Origin of the sequence: Lysinimonas soli (assembly GCF_042655435.1) — a bacterium.
GTDB lineage: Bacteria > Actinomycetota > Actinomycetes > Actinomycetales > Microbacteriaceae > Lysinimonas > Lysinimonas soli.
The window spans coordinates 1,269,687-1,284,881 of the sequence record NZ_JBHSMG010000001.1; the positions used below are offsets into that span (position 1 = coordinate 1,269,687).

Consider the following 15,195-nt stretch of genomic DNA (forward strand, 5'->3'; position numbering starts at 1 on the left):
CGGGCCGCCTCGCTGTCAGTGCGTGACGAGCCCCGACGACGGATCCAGGTGGAGGGCTCGCGCGTCGCCGTCTCGGTGCGACGAGAAGTCGAACATCCCCGTGATCGAGCCGGCGAGGGAATCGTAGGAGCCGTTGCCGATCCGTCCCGTCTTCCAGTTGTCTTCGATGAACCGCAGGACCGAGGTCTGGTCGGTGACCGTGTGGTCGACGAAGTTGGTGCGCGCGTACGGCGAGATCACCAGCAGCGGCAGGCGCGGTCCGTAGCCGCAGCGGTCGGCGTAGCCGCCGAGCACGTGGCTGGCGTTGGTGCCGCAGGAGGTGCCGCTGAGCGCGTCGACCGCGGGATCGGCGCTCTGGTTCACGATCGGGCCGATCTGGTGGTCGTACCAGCCATCGCTGTCGTCGTAGGCGACCACCACAGCCGTCGAGCGCCAGTCCGGCGTCTTCTGCAGGTGATTGATCGTGTCGACCAGGAACTTCTGCTCATCGAGCGGAGTCGAGTAGCCGGCGTGGCCGTCCTGATACCCCGGCGCCTTCACGAAGCTCACGGCGGGCATCGAGCGGGCATTGACTGACGACCAGAAGTCGCTCAGGTCGTACTGGTGGTTGGCGGGACCGGCGTGACCGATCTCGGCGACCGAAGCAGGGCGGGTGTGGGTCAGGTTCGCGGTGCTCGCGAAGTACTGGAACGGCTCGTGATGCGGGATGTAGTCCTTGCTGGTCACCCCGGCGGCGTTGGCGTGGCTCGCGGTGCAGTCGGCGAACCCGCCCTGGAACCAGCCCCAGCTGACGTTCTTGGCATTCAGCAGGTCGCCGATGTTCTTGTTGGCGGAGTCGACCGAGGTCGTCGCGTCGCGGCTGTCGCAGACGTCACCAGCCGGTTGCGGGTCTCCGATGACCGTGCCGGATGCGGTGACGGCCTTCGAGGTGGTCGCGAAGCCGTGCGTCTGCCCCGACACGAGGTTCAGCGCGCCCGGCGACGAGGGGCCGAAAGTCGTGCCGTACGAGTTGTCGCTCATCGCGTAGTGCTGCGCGTAGTTCCACATCGCCGTCACGGTGTTGCCGTCGTAGTAGCCCATGACCAGTCCGGGGCCCTTGCCGTAGTCGGTGCACGCCGCGGTGCCCCGTCCGACGGTCTCGACGAACTTGTCCATCAGACCGCTGTCGAACGCCTTCTGCTCGTCGGTGTAGCTGTGATCCTGGTCGCAGGTCTCGGCCTGAGTGCGGTCGAGTCGGAACGGCTGAACCGCATTCGGGTTCGAGGTGAGCAGCGCCGAACCCAAGCCGTTGACCGTCGGCGTGTTCTTCGCCGCCCAGAACTTCGGCTCGCCCGCCGGATTGGCGGCGACGGGGTAGGTGGCGAAGTAGTGGTCGAACGAGACGTTCTCTTGGAAGATCACCACGAGGTGCGTGATCGGGGTCGACGTCGACCCTGCCGGCGGGTGATCCGTCGCCAGTCCTGACGCCATGGCAGGCATCGTCGCACCGATCGCCAGAACGCCGACGGCGGCAGCCACGATCGCGGTGCGTGCCATAGTGCTTCTGATCTTCACCAGGTCTCCTCACTTCGTCGACCCGGGAGGAGTCCCCGGGTGCGGTGTGATTCTCCTCCGTCACCCCCGACAGGGGGTGGAACGATCGGGCATCCGATGGGTGAACCCGCGGTGAACGAGGCTCAGGCGAACGGCGCCTCGATCTCCATCAGCCGCGAGCGGATGAGAAAGCGCACGCCCTCCGGCGCCTCCACCGAGAAGCCACTGCCGCGCCCGGGGACGACGTCGACCGTGAGATGGGTGTGGCTCCAGTACTCGAACTGCTCGGCCGACATCCAGAACGCGATCGGCTGCGAGCCATCGCCCGCCGGCGAGATGTCGAAGACCCCGAGCAGCACGTCGGCGGCCGAGGTGAGGAAGTCGCCCGCAGGAAAGCACATCGGTGAACTGCCGTCGCAGCATCCGCCCGACTGATGGAACATCAGCGGTCCGTGGCGGCTCCACAGCCGGCGCAGCAACTCGAGCGCGTCGGGATTCAGCGCGACGCGCGAGAGCCTTTCGCCGGGAATCACGACCGTGGCGTCGAGTGACATCGGGGCCTTTCCTGCTGGTCATGGATGGGAAATGGTGGTCGGCGGAGCCCAGGCGGAACCGCCGACCACCCGTTCGGGCCGGAACGACGCGGCTCAGAAGAATCCGAGCGCGTTCTCCGAGTACGAGACGAGCAGGTTCTTCGTCTGCTGGTAGTGGTCGAGCGCCAGGGCGTTGTTCTCGCGGCCGATGCCCGAGCTCTTGTAGCCGCCGAAGGCCGCACCCGCCGGGTAGGCGTGGTAGTTGTTCACCCAGACCCGTCCGGCCTGGATGTCACGCCCCGCGCGATACGCCAGGTTGCCGTTGCGGGTCCACACGCCGGCGCCGAGCCCGTAGAGGGTGTCGTTGGCGATCAGCATGGCCTCGGCGTAGTCCTCGAAGGAGGTGACCGCGACAACCGGCCCGAAGATCTCCTCCTGGAACAGCCGCATCGAGTTGTTGCCCTCGAAGATCGTCGGCTCGACGTAGTAGCCGCCCGAGAGATCGCCACCGAGATCGGCACGCCCGCCGCCCACCGAGAGCTTCGCGCCCTCCTTCACGCCGATGTCGATGTAGCTGAGGATCTTCTCCAGCTGGTCGTTCGACGCCTGAGCGCCGACCTGCGTGTCGGTGTCGAGCGGGTTGCCTTGGATCGCCTTCTTGGTGCGCGTGATCCCCAGATCGACGAACTCGTCGTAGATCGACTTCTGGATGACCGCGCGGCTGGGGCAGGTGCACACCTCGCCCGAGTTGAAGGCGAACAGGGTGAAGCCCTCCAGCGCCTTGTCGCGGTAGGCGTCATCCTTGTCCATCACGTCCTCGAAGAAGATGTTCGGGCTCTTGCCGCCGAGCTCCAGGGTGGCCGGGATGATGTTCGCTGCGGCGTACTGCAGGATCAAGCGCCCCGTGGTGGTCTCACCCGTGAACGCGATCTTGCGGATCCGCTTGCTCGACGCGAGGGGCTTGCCCGCCTCGACACCGAAGCCGTTGACGATGTTGACGACCCCGGGCGGGAGGATGCCGCCGATCAGTTCGATCAGCACGAGGATCGACACCGGCGTCTGCTCGGCCGGCTTGAGTACGATCGCGTTGCCGGCGGCCAGGGCGGGAGCGAGCTTCCACACCGCCATCAGGATCGGGAAGTTCCACGGGATGATCTGCCCGACCACGCCGAGCGGCTCGCGGAAGTGGTAGGCGACCGTGTCGGCGTCGAGCTGGGTGAAGGAGTCCTCCTGCGCCCGGATCAGGCTCGCGAAGTAGCGGAAGTGGTCGGCCGCGAGCGGCAGGTCGGCGTTGAGCGGCTCGCGGATCGGCTTGCCGTTGTCCCAGGTCTCGGCGACCGCGAGCAACTCGAGGTTCGCCTCGATGACGTCGGCGATCTTGTTCAGGATCGCGGCGCGCTCCGTCGGCGAGGTCCGCCCCCATGCCGGGGCGGCCTTCTCTGCCGCGTCGAGCGCTGCCTCGATATCGTCGGCGGTGCCGCGGGCGACCTCGGTGAACGGCTTGCCGTTCACGGGCGAGATGTCGTCGAAATACTCCCCGCGCTTCGGCTTCACCCAGTCACCGCCGATCCAGTGCTCGTAGCGGGGTTTGAAGGCGACCTTGGCCCCCGGGGTTCCGGGGTTCGCGTAGACGGTCATGTCTGCTCCTCGACGTCGTTGTCAGTGACGGAGCGGTGGCATCCGTCCCTGGTGACCGTAGAGCCGGGCAGGTTGCGTCAGGGTTGCAAGGCGTTGCGCGCGAAGTCCCGTTCGATGCGCTCGATACGGGAGACGACCGATGCCCGCTTGGGCGAACGGGCGGGCAGAAGCCGCAGGCACGCCGTCCAGACCTCGAGATCATCGGCGGCATCGTCGCTGCGGGCGTAGTCGAGCAGGGTGTCGGCCGAGGCATCCGTCAACATCGCGTCGCGGAGTGCGCCGCGCAGCTCCTCGCGGATCGCGATGACGCCCGGCGCATCCGACCGCGGCAGCACCGGCCCGGAATACGCCCCGAGAGCCACCTTGTGCGCCCCGCGCTCGAGGAAGGCGAGCACGCGTTGCGCGTCGAGCTCGAGGGGCTGGTTGACGCGGTACGGACGGGACTCGAGCGCGAGGGATGCCGGCAGGCTCTTGCGCAGGCGCACCATCTCGGCCCGGAGGGTGACAACGGCATCCGGTCGCCCGTAGACCAGCTCGGTCAACCGCTCCGCGCTCAGGCCGCCGCGATGCCAGGCCAGCAGGGTCAGGATCTCGCTGTGCCGCAGTCCGAGGCTCTCGTGGTCGCGGCCGTGTTCGAGCTCCGCCTCGTCGCGCCCGAGCACGCTCAGCATCGGACGTACCACGGCCGCCCGCGGACGCGGCGCCGAGGCGACCACCTCGTCGAAGTGTTGAAGGCGCAACTCGGCCTCCACCGCGGCCACAGTGGCCTCGAGCAGCGGCAGGGTCACGGGCGAGACCGCGTCGTCGCCCCCCGTGATGTCGATGACGCCGAGGATCCCGCCGTCGAGATCGTGGACGGGCACGGCGGTGCAGCTCCAGGGGTGCGCGATCCGGCCGAAGTGCTCGGCCTGCGTGATCTGGACGCCCTGGTCGAGGGCCAGCGCGGTGCCGGGCGCGCTCGTGCCCGCCGAGCGTTCGGACCAGTCCGCTCCCTCGACGAAGAGCATGTCCTCGGCGCGCCGGCGCAGCTCGCGGTCGCCGTCGATCCAGAGCAGCCGCCCGGCGCGGTCTCCGACGGCCACGATGAGACCGGCGTCGAAGGTGTGCCGGATCAGCAGGCGATGGATGGTGGGCAGCGCGAGGCTGAGCGGATGCGCGCGCCGGTACTCGCGCAGCTCCTCCTCGCCGAGGTCGGTCGCCGCCACCACGCGATCCGGATCGAGCCGGAACTCCATCGAGCGCCGCCACGACTCGAGCACCAGGTGCCGCACCCCGTCGGTGGGCCCTCCCCCGTCGCCGACGACGAGGTCATGTGCGCGCCGCACGGCCGTGCGATCGACGGCGGGCGCGGTCCTCCGGGGACTGCTGCTCATCGCCACCTCCGATCGCCCTCGCTCGCGGTGGGCTACATCGTACGCCGCGTCAGCTATGCAGCAACGAGCCGTCCTTGGCGAGCACGTTCTTCTCGCCGGCCTCGATCGGCACACCGAACCGGTTCTGCTTCGGCGGGAGCGGGCAGTTGAAGGCGTAGCTGAACGCGCAGGGAGGCAGGATCGCCCGGTTGAAGTCGAGGGTGATCGTGCCGTCGGCGTTCGGAGCCACGAAGAGGAAGCGGCCGACCGAGTACGTGGAGTCGCCGCTCGTCGCGTCGGCGAACACGAGCTGAAGGGCGCGCCCCGACTTGAAGGCGGCGAGGTCGTAGTCCACGCCGTCGCGCGTGAAGGTGATGCGCCCGGGCACCACCTCCTCGCGGGTCTGCCCGTCGTCTTTGAGGTGCTCGAATCCCATGGTCGTGCCGGCCGGGTTCTCGGACCAGTCGGCCGTGACCACCCAGTCGGGGTCGTAGTCGAAGGCGTCGATTCCGCCGAAGTTCTCGATGGCCTCCGACTTCGCGTCCCAGACCCGCAGCGCGTAGCTGCCCCCGTCGAGCCGGATGACGAAGCCGGTCACCGTGTCGCTGAACACGATCGCGCTCGGGTTCGGGTCGTCCTTGCCGCGCACGACCGCTTCGCCGTCGACCAGCACGCCGTCGACCCGGATGCCGTCGGCCGCCTGCGCGATCACCTTCAGCCCCGACTCCCCCGCCGGCAACGGCGCCCACCGACCAGGAACGCCCCAGATCGTCTGCTCCGAGTCGATCGCCTGCGTGTTGGTCAGGGCGAGGCTGCCCTGCGGCTGGACGACGGCCAGTTCGCGGCGTTCGTGGAAGTAGGCGTACTGCTCGGCGGGGGTCTGCTGCGCGATCGCGGTCTCGGTCATGGGGTCCATCCTCTTCCAGTCACCGGCCTCAACCGAGTCCGACACGAGGGCATTCCTTGGCCGGTGCGCAGCGACCGCACAGACACGGCATCCGGCTTTTGCCTAGACTGCAACGCAATGCCTACGACCTCGAAGCCTGCGCCCGCCGAGCAGACCCCCGCGCCGGTGCTCAGCAACAAGCAGCGCCGCAAGCTCTCCAAGCGCGAACAGGCCGCGTACTCCCTCGAGATGGTCGAGGTGCGTCGCAGGGAGGCCCGCCGCAAGCAGATCCGCCGCCGGGTGACCGTCGTGATCAGCTCGGTGCTGGCCGTCGCCGTCGTCGGCACGGGTGCCGGCCTTCTGATCTGGAAGGACATCCGCGACAGCTACATCGGGCCGGCGAACATGCTGAGCGATGGGCTGCTGCTCACCGGATCCACCGACTCGAGCACGAACAAGGCGACGATCTCGCCGGTGACCACCGACGCCATCCAGACGGATGCCAAGCCGGTCGCCACCAACCTCGCGAACCACAAGTCCACGGCCAACGTTGCGCTGTACCTCGACTACGCCGATCCGAAGAGCGCCACCTTCATGGCGGCCAACGGGGCGACGCTCGAGAACTGGCTCGGCGCGGGGTACATCACCCTCGAGATGCACCCGATCGCGACCACGAGTTCGGCCAAGAACGACTACTCGCGCCGCGCCGCCAATGCCCTCGCCTGCGTCGCGGCCAACGATCCGAGCCAGTTCCTCACGGTCAGCGATGCGCTGATCAAGGCGGCGTCGACCAAGAAGCAGACGTCGAAGTCGACGACCGCTCTGACCGCCCTCGTCACCAAGGCGGGCGTCACCGACACCAAGGTCACGGACTGCATCGGCGGCACGAGCTACGGCAACTGGGTGGATGCCGCCACCCACCGCGCGACCCACGGCGGCCTGCTCAACGCCGACAAGAAGTCGCTCACAGCCGCACCCCTCGTCGAGATCAACAAGAAGTCGTACACCGGCAAGCTCGACGACTCATCGGCCCTGACCTCGTTCATCGCCTCGCTGTACTCGTCGAGTTCGTCGAGTTCGTCGACCGGGGGCTGATCAGGCTTCGCGTCCCACCGCTCAGGCCGACGGCGTCTTGTCGTCCTCGGGCGCGCCGTCCGAACCCGGAGCCTTGATCGCGGTCTGCCCGGGCGGCAGGTTCGACAGATCGGGCGCGATGACGAGCGCCTCCACCCCGGAGTCGGGCAGACCGAGCAGCGGGGTCCTGCCCTCCACTCCGGCCAGCACCAGGTCGGCCGAGCGGCGGGTCAGGGTCTTGCCCCGGAAGAAGTCCGGCTTGCGGACCCACCAGATGGCCATCAACACCACCCCGAGCAGCAGCCCGCCGACGCCCACGACCGCCTCCGCGCCGATCCCGAAGATCGTCACGTTCTTGCCCTTGTCGTCGGTCAGCCAGTCGGGGGCCGAGAACTGCACGAGGCCGTACACGAACACCGCGAGCAGCATGCCTCCCCCGAGGAATGGGAACAGGCCCCGCAGCACGAAGCTCTTGACGCTCGACACCAGCGTCTTGCGATAGAACCACACACAGGCGAAGCCGGTCAGCCCGTAGTAGAAGGCGATCATCAGGCCGATGGAGCCGATCAGGGCGCTCAACAGGTTCGGGCTGATCAGGGTGAAGACCAGGTAGAAGGCCGCCGAGATGATCCCCATGCCGATCGTGGACCACGTCGGGGTCAGGTACTTCGGGTGGATCCGGGCGAAGCGCTCGGGGATCGCCTTGTAGACCGCCATCGACAGCGCGGTGCGTGCCGTCGGCAGGATCGTGGTCTGGGTCGACGCGGAGGCCGAGGTGAGGATCGAGGCGGCCAGCAGCAGCATCAGGATGTGCCCGAGCACGCTGTTGCCGAACAACGCCGGCCCGATGGCTGAGAAGACGTCAGACGAGTTGTTCGCGTTGCCGAGCCCGACCCCCTTGGTCCCCACGCCGGCGAAGGCGACCGATGCCGTACTGACCACGGCGTAGGTCGCCAGCAGCAGCAGCGTCGAGATGACCGCGGCGCGTCCGGGGGTCTTCTCGGGGTTGCTCGTCTCCTCGTTGACCGAGACCGCCGAATCCCATCCCCAGTAGATGAAGATGCCGGTGAGCAGGGCCGGCGCGAGCACCCCGCCGAAGTCGAGCGTGAACGGGTTGAACCAATCCCATTGCGGGATCAGAGAGTAGCTCTCGCCGGTGCCGGTGTAGACCCGCACGAGGGCGAACACGGCGAAGACCAACAGGATGATGACCTCGATGCTCAGCAGCACGTACTGGATCCGAGCCGAGATCTCGATGCCGCGATAGCAGATGTAGGTCATGATCGCGATCCAGGCGAGGCCTGCGAGAGTCGACCAGATCGGAAATCCGCCGATCGTGACGCTGCCGAGATCGGCCGCTCCGGGGACGCCCAAGTCGCCGATGAAGGTGAACGAGTACGACCCGGCGATCTGCGCCAGGTTCGACATGACGATGATGTCGGCGACGATGATGCCCCAGCCGCCCATCCAGCCGGTGATCGACCCGAATGCGCGAGTGGCCCAGGTGAAGGTCGTGCCGCAGTCCGGTTCGGCGCGGTTCAACTCCTGGTATGCCAGGGCGATGAAGAACATCGGCACGAACGCCAGGAGGACCACGCCGGGGGCCTTCGTCCCGGCGAGGAGTGCGCCGCCGCTGGCCACGATGAACCCGAGGCTCGCGGCGAGGCTGTACGCAGGCGCGGTCGACGCGACGCCGACCACGATGCTCGAAACCAGACCGAGCGCCCCGGTTTTCAGACCCTTCTGATCGGGACTGTTCGTCTGAACGGGAACGGGTGCGGTCATCTTCGGGTCCTCCTCGACAGTGGCGCTGGCGCCGACAATGGGCGACAGTACACCCGGGTGGACCGCCCGGATAGTGTCGCCGCATGGCGATCTTCCACGTGACCGAAGGTGAGACCTGGGCGGCGGCCGCGCGCGCGGGCAGCTATCGCATGTCGACCAGGGGCGCGACCCTCGACGAAGTGGGGTTCATCCACGCGTCCACCCAGGAGCAACTGCCCGCGGTCGCCGGATTCCTCTATTCGGATGCTTCGGAATCGCTCGTGGTGCTCGAACTCGACGATGAGGCGATCACGACGGCCGGTGTCCCCCTGCGCTGGGAGGACGGCGGCGACGGCGAGCTCTTCCCGCACATCTACGGGGCCATCGATCCGGCCTGGGTCGTCGCGGTGTCGCCCGCCGGATTCGATGAACGCGGCCGGTTCGGCTGGTCGGGCTGAGCCGAGGAGAGTCGAGACCCCGTCGGTACGGGGCCCCCGCTGACCGACGACGGATTCCGTGGTGGAGACCCCAGTAGGGCGGGCGGGACTTGAACCCGCGACCCAGGGATTATGAGTCCCTTGCTCTAACCAGCTGAGCTACCGCCCCGTGCCCCTGTCGAGAACGCGACGACCTATTCGGGTGCCGTGATCGTCTCGGGGCCGGATACCGGGTCTGCGACGATCCCGGCGACCGGTTCCCCACGATACAGCGCCTCGAACACGTCGAGCGTGTGCGCCATGGAGTGGTGCGCGACGACCTCGAGCGAGGCCCGCTTCATCCGGTCGAGCTTCTCGGGGCCCGCGGTGAGAACGTCGGTGAGCGCGGCGGCCAGACCGTCGATGTCGCCCGGTTCGTAGAGGTGGCCGTTCTCGCCCTCGTGCACGAGGTGCGGCAGCGCCATCGCGTTGGCGGCGACCACCGGCAGTGCCGTGGCCATGGCCTCCATCGCCGCGATGCATTGCAGCTCGGCACGCGACGGCATGGCGAAGACGGTGCCGCGGGTGAGCGTGGCGCGCAGCTCTTCGTCGCTGACCTTGCCGAGGATGTGCACCCGATCCGACACTCCGAGGCTCGCCGCGAGGTCGCGCAGCTTCTGCTTCACCTCCCCGCCGCCGACGATGTCGACCTGCACGTCGAGAGCGGGATCCATCCGCGCCGCCGCCCTGATCAACTCGTCGACGTGCTTCTCTTCGTCGAGACGGCCGACGTAGACGACGCGGTTGTCGGGTTGGCGCGTGAACTCGGGCGTGTACGCCGTCGTGTCGATCCCGTTCGAGATCGCGACGACCTGCGTCAGTCCCGTCATCTTCTCGAAGTAGCTGGCCGAACTCTGCGTCGGACTCGTGATCACGTCGGCCATGCGGAAGATGCGCGCCGCCGCCTTCCACTGCACCCGGGCCAGCCAGTCGAGCATCGGCTGCGGGAAGATCGTGACGTGCTGCAGCACGTTCTCGGGCATCGTGTGGTTGGTGCCGACGATGCGGATGCCGCGGCTCTTGGCGACAGGAGCCAGCCCGCTGCCGACGACGATGTGCGACTGGAAGTGGACGACATCCGGATGCATGGCGTCGATCACCTTGCGCGAGTTGGCCTTCATGCGCCACGGCAGCATGAATCGCAGCCACGGATGCGGCAGCCAGCGCCAGCTGTAGACGCGGTGCACCGTGAGCGTCTGACCGTCGAACACCTCGGCGAAGGTGCCGACCCGGTGCGCCTGCGCCGGGGCGATCACATGCACGTCGTGGCCGCGCGCGGCGAGACCTGCCCCGAGCCGCTTGGCGAAGCTCGCAGCACCGTTGATGTCGGGGGCGAAGGTGTCGCAGCCGATGAGTATGCGCATCGGCGGCCGCGCTGATGGCGCGTCGGTCACTCGGTGTCCTTCGGTCTGGGGGCAGACGATCTGATCCCCCACGGTACCTCAGGCATGGTCGATCTTCCCCTCCTCGGCACGGGTGGCGGCGAGTTGCGCCGCCCGGGTTCTGGCGAGTCGGAACACCCCGAACACGGCCATGCCGGCCGCGACGATCCAGACGAACAGGGTCCAGATCGGCGCGTTCGCTGCCTCGTTGAGCACGACGACGCCGATCGAGACGGCCACGAGGGGGTCGACCACGGTGAGGCCGGCGATCACCAGGTCGGGAGAGCCCACCGAGTACGCCGTCTGCACGAAGTAGGCGCCGAGGGCCGTTCCGAGCAGCAGCGCGAGGACGCACACCAGGGTCAGCCACTCGAAGTTGCCGTTGACGACGCGGTTGATGACCACCTTGGCGAGCGTCGCCACGAAGCCGTACAACACCCCGGCCGACAGGATGTAGAAGATCGCCCCGAACCGCTTGCGGAACACGGCGAACGCCACGCCGAGCAGCACCAGCACGACGGCCAGCACGATCAGGATCGTCAGCAGCTGCTGCTCGCCGATCAGGGTCTCCTGAGCGACGAAGGCGGCCACCGTGACGAAGATCGCGATGCCCACGACGCAGAAGGTGATGGCCCGCACCGCCGAGCGGTTGAGCCGGGTGTGCGACACCCGGGCGTTGACGAGCGCGGTGATCACGAGGGCCACCACCCCGAGCGGCTGCACCACGATGATCGGCGCGAAGGCGAGGCTCGTGAGCTGGCAGAGGATGGCCAGGCCGAGCAGCAGCGAGCCGAGGGCCCACCAGGGACTCCGCAACAGCCGCAGCAGCTGCCCGATGCTCAAGCCCGCCTTGTGACCGCTGCCGTGACGTTCTTCGACGACGACGACCCCACGGTGCTGGAACTGCGCCCCCAGCGCCAGGAACAGACCGCCCACGAGGGCGATCACAATCCCGACGACCGGGATGCCGTGGAAGTACTGAGCCGTCGTAAGATCGCTCAGTTCGGGAGGCACCCGTCGAATCTATCTGCTGAGGCCCCGATATCCTTGGCAAATGGCCGTGCTCCCGATCCGCATCACGGGCGATCCGGTTCTGCACACGGCGGCACGCAGAGTGGTCGATTTCGACGAGTCGCTCAGCACCCTCGTGCGCGACATGGAGGACACCATGGCCGCGGCACCGGGGGTCGGCCTGGCCGCGCCGCAGGTCGGCGTCCCCCTGCGTCTGTTCGTCTACAACTGGCGCGACGAGGAGGGTCGACTGCACCGGGGCACGGCGATCAACCCCGAGCTGTGGATCAGCCCGCCCGCCGTCGGAGAGCTCGACGAGGAGAGCGAATCCGAGGGCTGCCTATCGATCCCCGGCGAACGATTCCCGCTGCGCAGGGCGGCACGCGCGATCCTGCGCGCCACCGAGTTGGACGGCAGCGACTACGAGATCACGGCCGAGGGCTGGTTGGCGCGCATCTTCCAGCACGAGTACGACCACCTCGACGGGCTGCTCTACGCCGACCGGCTCGCCTACCCGGCCGACCGGCTCATGGCCAAGGTGATCCGCAAGCGCAGCTGGGGCTCCCCCGGTCTGGCCTGGACTCCGGGCATCGATCATCTCGAGGACTGAGCGAGGGGTCCGTTCAGGCCATCCAACCGAGTAGGCGGAGAACAGCCGCGACGACGGCCGCGGCCAGCACGACGACGATGAAGGGCGCGCGGATCGCGAGGAGCACGGCCGCCACGCCGAGTGCGGGGAGGCGAGCATCCAACACGATGTGAGCGCCGCTTTGAACCGTCTGAGTCACGACGAGCGCCGAGAGCAGTGCGACGGTCAGCAGCGTGGCCACGCGCGACGGGGTCGGCCGCTCGATGAACGACGGCGGCACGAGATAGCCCACGAGCTTGAGAGCGAGCACCGCGGCCGAGGCAAGCAGCACGAGATTCCAGGTGGTCACGACGACCTGCCCAGCCAGTTGGTGACGCCGACGACGACGGCGACGGCGGCGGCGATCAGGACGGGAAGCCCGGAGGGGAGCCACGGGATCAACACGGCGGCCACCACGGCCGCGGCGACGGCGACCGCGATCGGCTGACGGCTGCGCAGTCGCGGCCACAGCAGCCCCAGGAACGCGGCGGCCGCCGCGGCATCCAAACCGAACATCCGCACGTCGCCGATCAGGTTGCCCAGCAGCGCCCCGATCAAGGTCGTCAGGTTCCATCCCAGGTAGATCACGACGCCGGTGACCCAGAACCCGATCCGCTGCCCACGCAGTGTCGGCTGCACCGTCGACACGGCCGTGGTCTCGTCGATCGTCCACTGCGCCGCGAGGATCCTGCGCCACCACGGGCCGCCGACGATCGGCGCCATCCGCATCGAATAGAGCGCGTTGCGCACGCCGAGCAGCGACGCCCCGGCGATCGCGGCCGGCGCGGCCGCAAGCCCGCCCGAGGCGAGCACCCCGATGACGGCGAACTGCGATCCGCCCGAGAACATGAACAGGCTCAGCACGCAGCTCTGCCAGACATCCAGTCCGGATGCCACGGCCAGCGCTCCGAACGACACGCCGTAGGCCGACACCGCCAGTCCGACCGCGAGACTCGCCCGCACTGCTGCCGCCCGCTCGGGATCGCGCACCGTGCGGCGTGCGGCCGCGCTATCCGTCACGCCGCCCGTCGGAGCCGGCGCCCGACGGCTCGCGCGATGCCTCCCCGAGTCCCTCGTCCGGCCGGTACGGGTCGGCGCGGAAGGCGGCGGCCTCCCGGATCGTCTGGAACAGCCCCTCCGGGTCGACGTCCTTGTAGAGCACGGCATAGGCTCCCGCGACCGCTGCTCCCGGAACATGGCCGTCAAGATCGAGCGCGGTCACCAGCACGATGCGCGGCACCTGGCCGAGGGCGCGCACCCGCTCGTCGGAGCGGATCCGCTCGGCCGCGATCAGGCCGTTGACGCGGGGCATCTGGATGTCCATCAGCACGACGTCGATCGGCTCGCGCCGGGCGAGGGCGAGCGCCTGCGCCCCGTCGCCGGCCTGGCCGACGACCTCGAGATCCGGTTGGGACGCGATCAGCTGGACCCACCCCTCGCGTTGGCTGCGGGAGTCGTCGACGATCGCGATCCGCACCCGCGCGTCGGGCGCGCCGTCGACCGGGCTCACGACGGATCCAGCTTCACCCCGTGCACCCCGTTGTGATACTTCAAGGCCGGGAAGATCGCCGAGACCGAGAAGCCGACGCCGGGCACCGTGGTCGCCGAGAACATGCCGCCGAACAACTCGGTGCGCTCGCGCATCTCGGTGATTCCCCGGCCGACCGGCGACTGCGTCAGCGCCGCCAGGTCGTCATCCTGCGAGTAGCTGCGATTCTGCGCCTCGACATTGGGGTCGAGTCCGTTGCGGATCGCTTCGGCGCGGATGCCGTCGTCATCGACGAGCACCTCGAGCCCCTGCTCGGTCCACTTGAAGGTCACCCGGGCGTTCGTTCCCTCGCCGCCGTGCGTCAGGGCGTTGCTCAAGGCCTCCTGCAGAATCCGGTAGACCGCCAGCTCGGCGCCGTGCTTGAGGTCGAGGCGCGTTCCGCTCTCGACGAAGTCGACCTCGAGGCCGGCGTCGCGCATGACCTTGAACAGCTCGCGAGCCGAGGAGAGGCTGGGCTGCGGGGCGGCATCCGCCTCGCCACCGCGCACGACCGTCATGACGCGCCGCAGATCGGCGAGCGTCGAACGCGCGGCCTCGGCGATCGCCGAGGCGCTGCGGGTCGCGACATCCGGATCCGTGGTGGCCGCGTAACGCGCGCCGTCGGCCTGGCTGATGATGACCGAGACCGAATGGACGGCCAGCTCGTGCAGTTCGCGGATGATCCGCAGCCGGCTGGTCTGCTCGGCCAGCGACAGCTCCAGCTCGATGCGCTCGCGCTCCCAGTTCACCCGTCCGGCGAGGGCGGCGCGTTCGGCACGGCGGGCCCGGCGCCAGAGCACGAGGAGCACGAGCGCGACGATCAGCAGCACGACCGCGGCGATGCCGAGCGCGAGACCGATGACGATCGAATTGTCCTGGAACCAGGCGTTCACGCGAAAAGTCTCTCCTCCGGGCCATGATTCGGCCCGAAGGAGAGACTACCGGTCGCTCTGGACCGGGATTTCGGCTACTTCTGGGGTCCGACCGGCCCCATCGGCGGTTGGGGCGCGTTCGCGCGAAGGACCTCGAGCCGGGCCCGATACTCCTTCTCGTCGATGTCGCCCTGCGCGAAGCGCTCGGCGAGCGTCGTCTCAGCGGCCCGGGAGGCCGAGTCGGAGAAGGCGCCATGGCCCCAGGGACCGTGGCCCCACGGGCCGAAGCCGGCGGCGGCCCAGTGGCGACGGCGACGGGTCACCGCGATGATGACCGCGACGATCACGAGCAGCCAGAACAGGTGTCCGAGGATGAAGAGCAATCCGAAGCCGAAGCCCAGCGCAGGGTGCGCGAACGGGACTGCGGCTGCGAGAGCGGTGGAGGTGAGCACGGTGATCCTTCGATTCGAGGGTTCCGGCGGAACCCGATGACCTCACTCTCGTCGCTCGGTGCCCAT

At 68.5% G+C, this 15,195-nt stretch carries 16 protein-coding genes and 1 tRNA gene; 3 read left to right on the plus strand and 14 right to left on the minus strand.

What is annotated here, in order from left to right; genetic code table 11:
* Nucleotides 1–15 precede the first annotated feature (15 nt).
* From ACFPJ4_RS06050 to ACFPJ4_RS06070, 5 genes are all read right to left on the minus strand, one after another.
* Complete coding sequence (locus tag ACFPJ4_RS06050) at nt 16–1,554, minus strand: phospholipase C (RefSeq protein ID WP_386739416.1); 1,539 nt, start codon at nt 1,552–1,554, stop codon at nt 16–18.
* A gap of 122 nt (nt 1,555–1,676) precedes the next feature.
* A complete protein-coding gene (locus ACFPJ4_RS06055; RefSeq protein ID WP_386739418.1) occupies nt 1,677–2,087 on the minus strand; it encodes a DUF779 domain-containing protein in 411 nt (136 codons plus the stop codon).
* Between the two features lie 93 nt (nt 2,088–2,180).
* Nucleotides 2,181–3,704, minus strand: a complete 1,524-nt coding sequence (exaC, locus tag ACFPJ4_RS06060) for an acetaldehyde dehydrogenase ExaC (protein WP_386739420.1) — start codon at nt 3,702–3,704, stop codon at nt 2,181–2,183.
* A gap of 77 nt (nt 3,705–3,781) precedes the next feature.
* Nucleotides 3,782–5,077 (minus strand): GAF domain-containing protein, encoded by a 1,296-nt coding sequence (locus tag ACFPJ4_RS06065; protein ID WP_386739422.1) that lies wholly within the window; start codon nt 5,075–5,077, stop codon nt 3,782–3,784.
* 49 nt (nt 5,078–5,126) lie between these two features.
* The gene (locus ACFPJ4_RS06070; RefSeq protein ID WP_386739425.1) at nt 5,127–5,963 is read right to left on the minus strand and encodes a DUF1684 domain-containing protein; all 837 of its coding nucleotides are present in this window, start codon (nt 5,961–5,963) and stop codon (nt 5,127–5,129) included.
* 117 nt (nt 5,964–6,080) lie between these two features.
* Between ACFPJ4_RS06070 and ACFPJ4_RS06075 the strand changes: the two genes are divergently transcribed.
* A complete protein-coding gene (locus ACFPJ4_RS06075; protein ID WP_386739426.1) occupies nt 6,081–7,037 on the plus strand; it encodes a thioredoxin domain-containing protein in 957 nt (318 codons plus the stop codon).
* A 21-nt stretch (nt 7,038–7,058) separates the two neighbouring features.
* Here the strand turns inward: ACFPJ4_RS06075 and ACFPJ4_RS06080 are convergent, their stop codons facing one another.
* The gene (locus ACFPJ4_RS06080) at nt 7,059–8,801 is read right to left on the minus strand and encodes an APC family permease (protein ID WP_386739428.1); all 1,743 of its coding nucleotides are present in this window, start codon (nt 8,799–8,801) and stop codon (nt 7,059–7,061) included.
* An 83-nt stretch (nt 8,802–8,884) separates the two neighbouring features.
* Between ACFPJ4_RS06080 and ACFPJ4_RS06085 the strand changes: the two genes are divergently transcribed.
* Nucleotides 8,885–9,238 (plus strand): DUF952 domain-containing protein, encoded by a 354-nt coding sequence (locus ACFPJ4_RS06085; protein WP_386739430.1) that lies wholly within the window; start codon nt 8,885–8,887, stop codon nt 9,236–9,238.
* A gap of 74 nt (nt 9,239–9,312) precedes the next feature.
* On the opposite strand, the gene ACFPJ4_RS06090 is transcribed toward ACFPJ4_RS06085, so the two are convergent.
* From ACFPJ4_RS06090 to ACFPJ4_RS06100, 3 genes are all read right to left on the minus strand, one after another.
* Nucleotides 9,313–9,386 (minus strand) — tRNA-Ile (locus ACFPJ4_RS06090).
* 25 nt (nt 9,387–9,411) lie between these two features.
* Nucleotides 9,412–10,620 (minus strand): glycosyltransferase, encoded by a 1,209-nt coding sequence (locus ACFPJ4_RS06095; RefSeq protein ID WP_386739432.1) that lies wholly within the window; start codon nt 10,618–10,620, stop codon nt 9,412–9,414.
* Nucleotides 10,621–10,698: 78 nt separating this feature from the next.
* Entirely contained in the window at nt 10,699–11,652 is a 954-nt protein-coding gene (locus ACFPJ4_RS06100) for a DMT family transporter (RefSeq protein WP_386739434.1), read from the minus strand.
* A 40-nt stretch (nt 11,653–11,692) separates the two neighbouring features.
* Here ACFPJ4_RS06100 and def point away from each other — a divergent pair, with 40 nt between their 5' ends.
* Nucleotides 11,693–12,259 carry a peptide deformylase gene (gene def, locus ACFPJ4_RS06105; RefSeq protein ID WP_386739436.1) on the plus strand — a complete coding sequence of 189 codons (567 nt, stop codon included), beginning with the start codon at nt 11,693–11,695 and terminating at the stop codon, nt 12,257–12,259.
* A gap of 13 nt (nt 12,260–12,272) precedes the next feature.
* Here def and ACFPJ4_RS06110 read toward each other — a convergent pair whose 3' ends face one another.
* The 5 genes from ACFPJ4_RS06110 to ACFPJ4_RS06130 form a co-directional block, all read right to left on the minus strand.
* The gene (locus tag ACFPJ4_RS06110) at nt 12,273–12,587 is read right to left on the minus strand and encodes an AzlD domain-containing protein (RefSeq protein ID WP_386739438.1); all 315 of its coding nucleotides are present in this window, start codon (nt 12,585–12,587) and stop codon (nt 12,273–12,275) included.
* Nucleotides 12,584–13,297: an AzlC family ABC transporter permease gene (locus ACFPJ4_RS06115; RefSeq protein ID WP_386739440.1), complete on the minus strand. Its 714-nt coding sequence runs from the start codon at nt 13,295–13,297 to the stop codon at nt 12,584–12,586. The genes ACFPJ4_RS06110 and ACFPJ4_RS06115 overlap by 4 nt, the downstream gene beginning before the upstream one ends.
* A complete protein-coding gene (locus ACFPJ4_RS06120; RefSeq protein ID WP_386739442.1) occupies nt 13,287–13,787 on the minus strand; it encodes a response regulator in 501 nt (166 codons plus the stop codon). The genes ACFPJ4_RS06115 and ACFPJ4_RS06120 overlap by 11 nt, the downstream gene beginning before the upstream one ends.
* The gene (locus ACFPJ4_RS06125) at nt 13,784–14,698 is read right to left on the minus strand and encodes a sensor histidine kinase (protein ID WP_386739444.1); all 915 of its coding nucleotides are present in this window, start codon (nt 14,696–14,698) and stop codon (nt 13,784–13,786) included. Before ACFPJ4_RS06125 ends, ACFPJ4_RS06120 begins: the two co-directional genes overlap by 4 nt.
* A 74-nt stretch (nt 14,699–14,772) precedes the next feature.
* A complete protein-coding gene (locus tag ACFPJ4_RS06130; RefSeq protein WP_386739447.1) occupies nt 14,773–15,129 on the minus strand; it encodes an SHOCT domain-containing protein in 357 nt (118 codons plus the stop codon).
* Between the last annotated feature and the right edge of the window lie 66 nt (nt 15,130–15,195).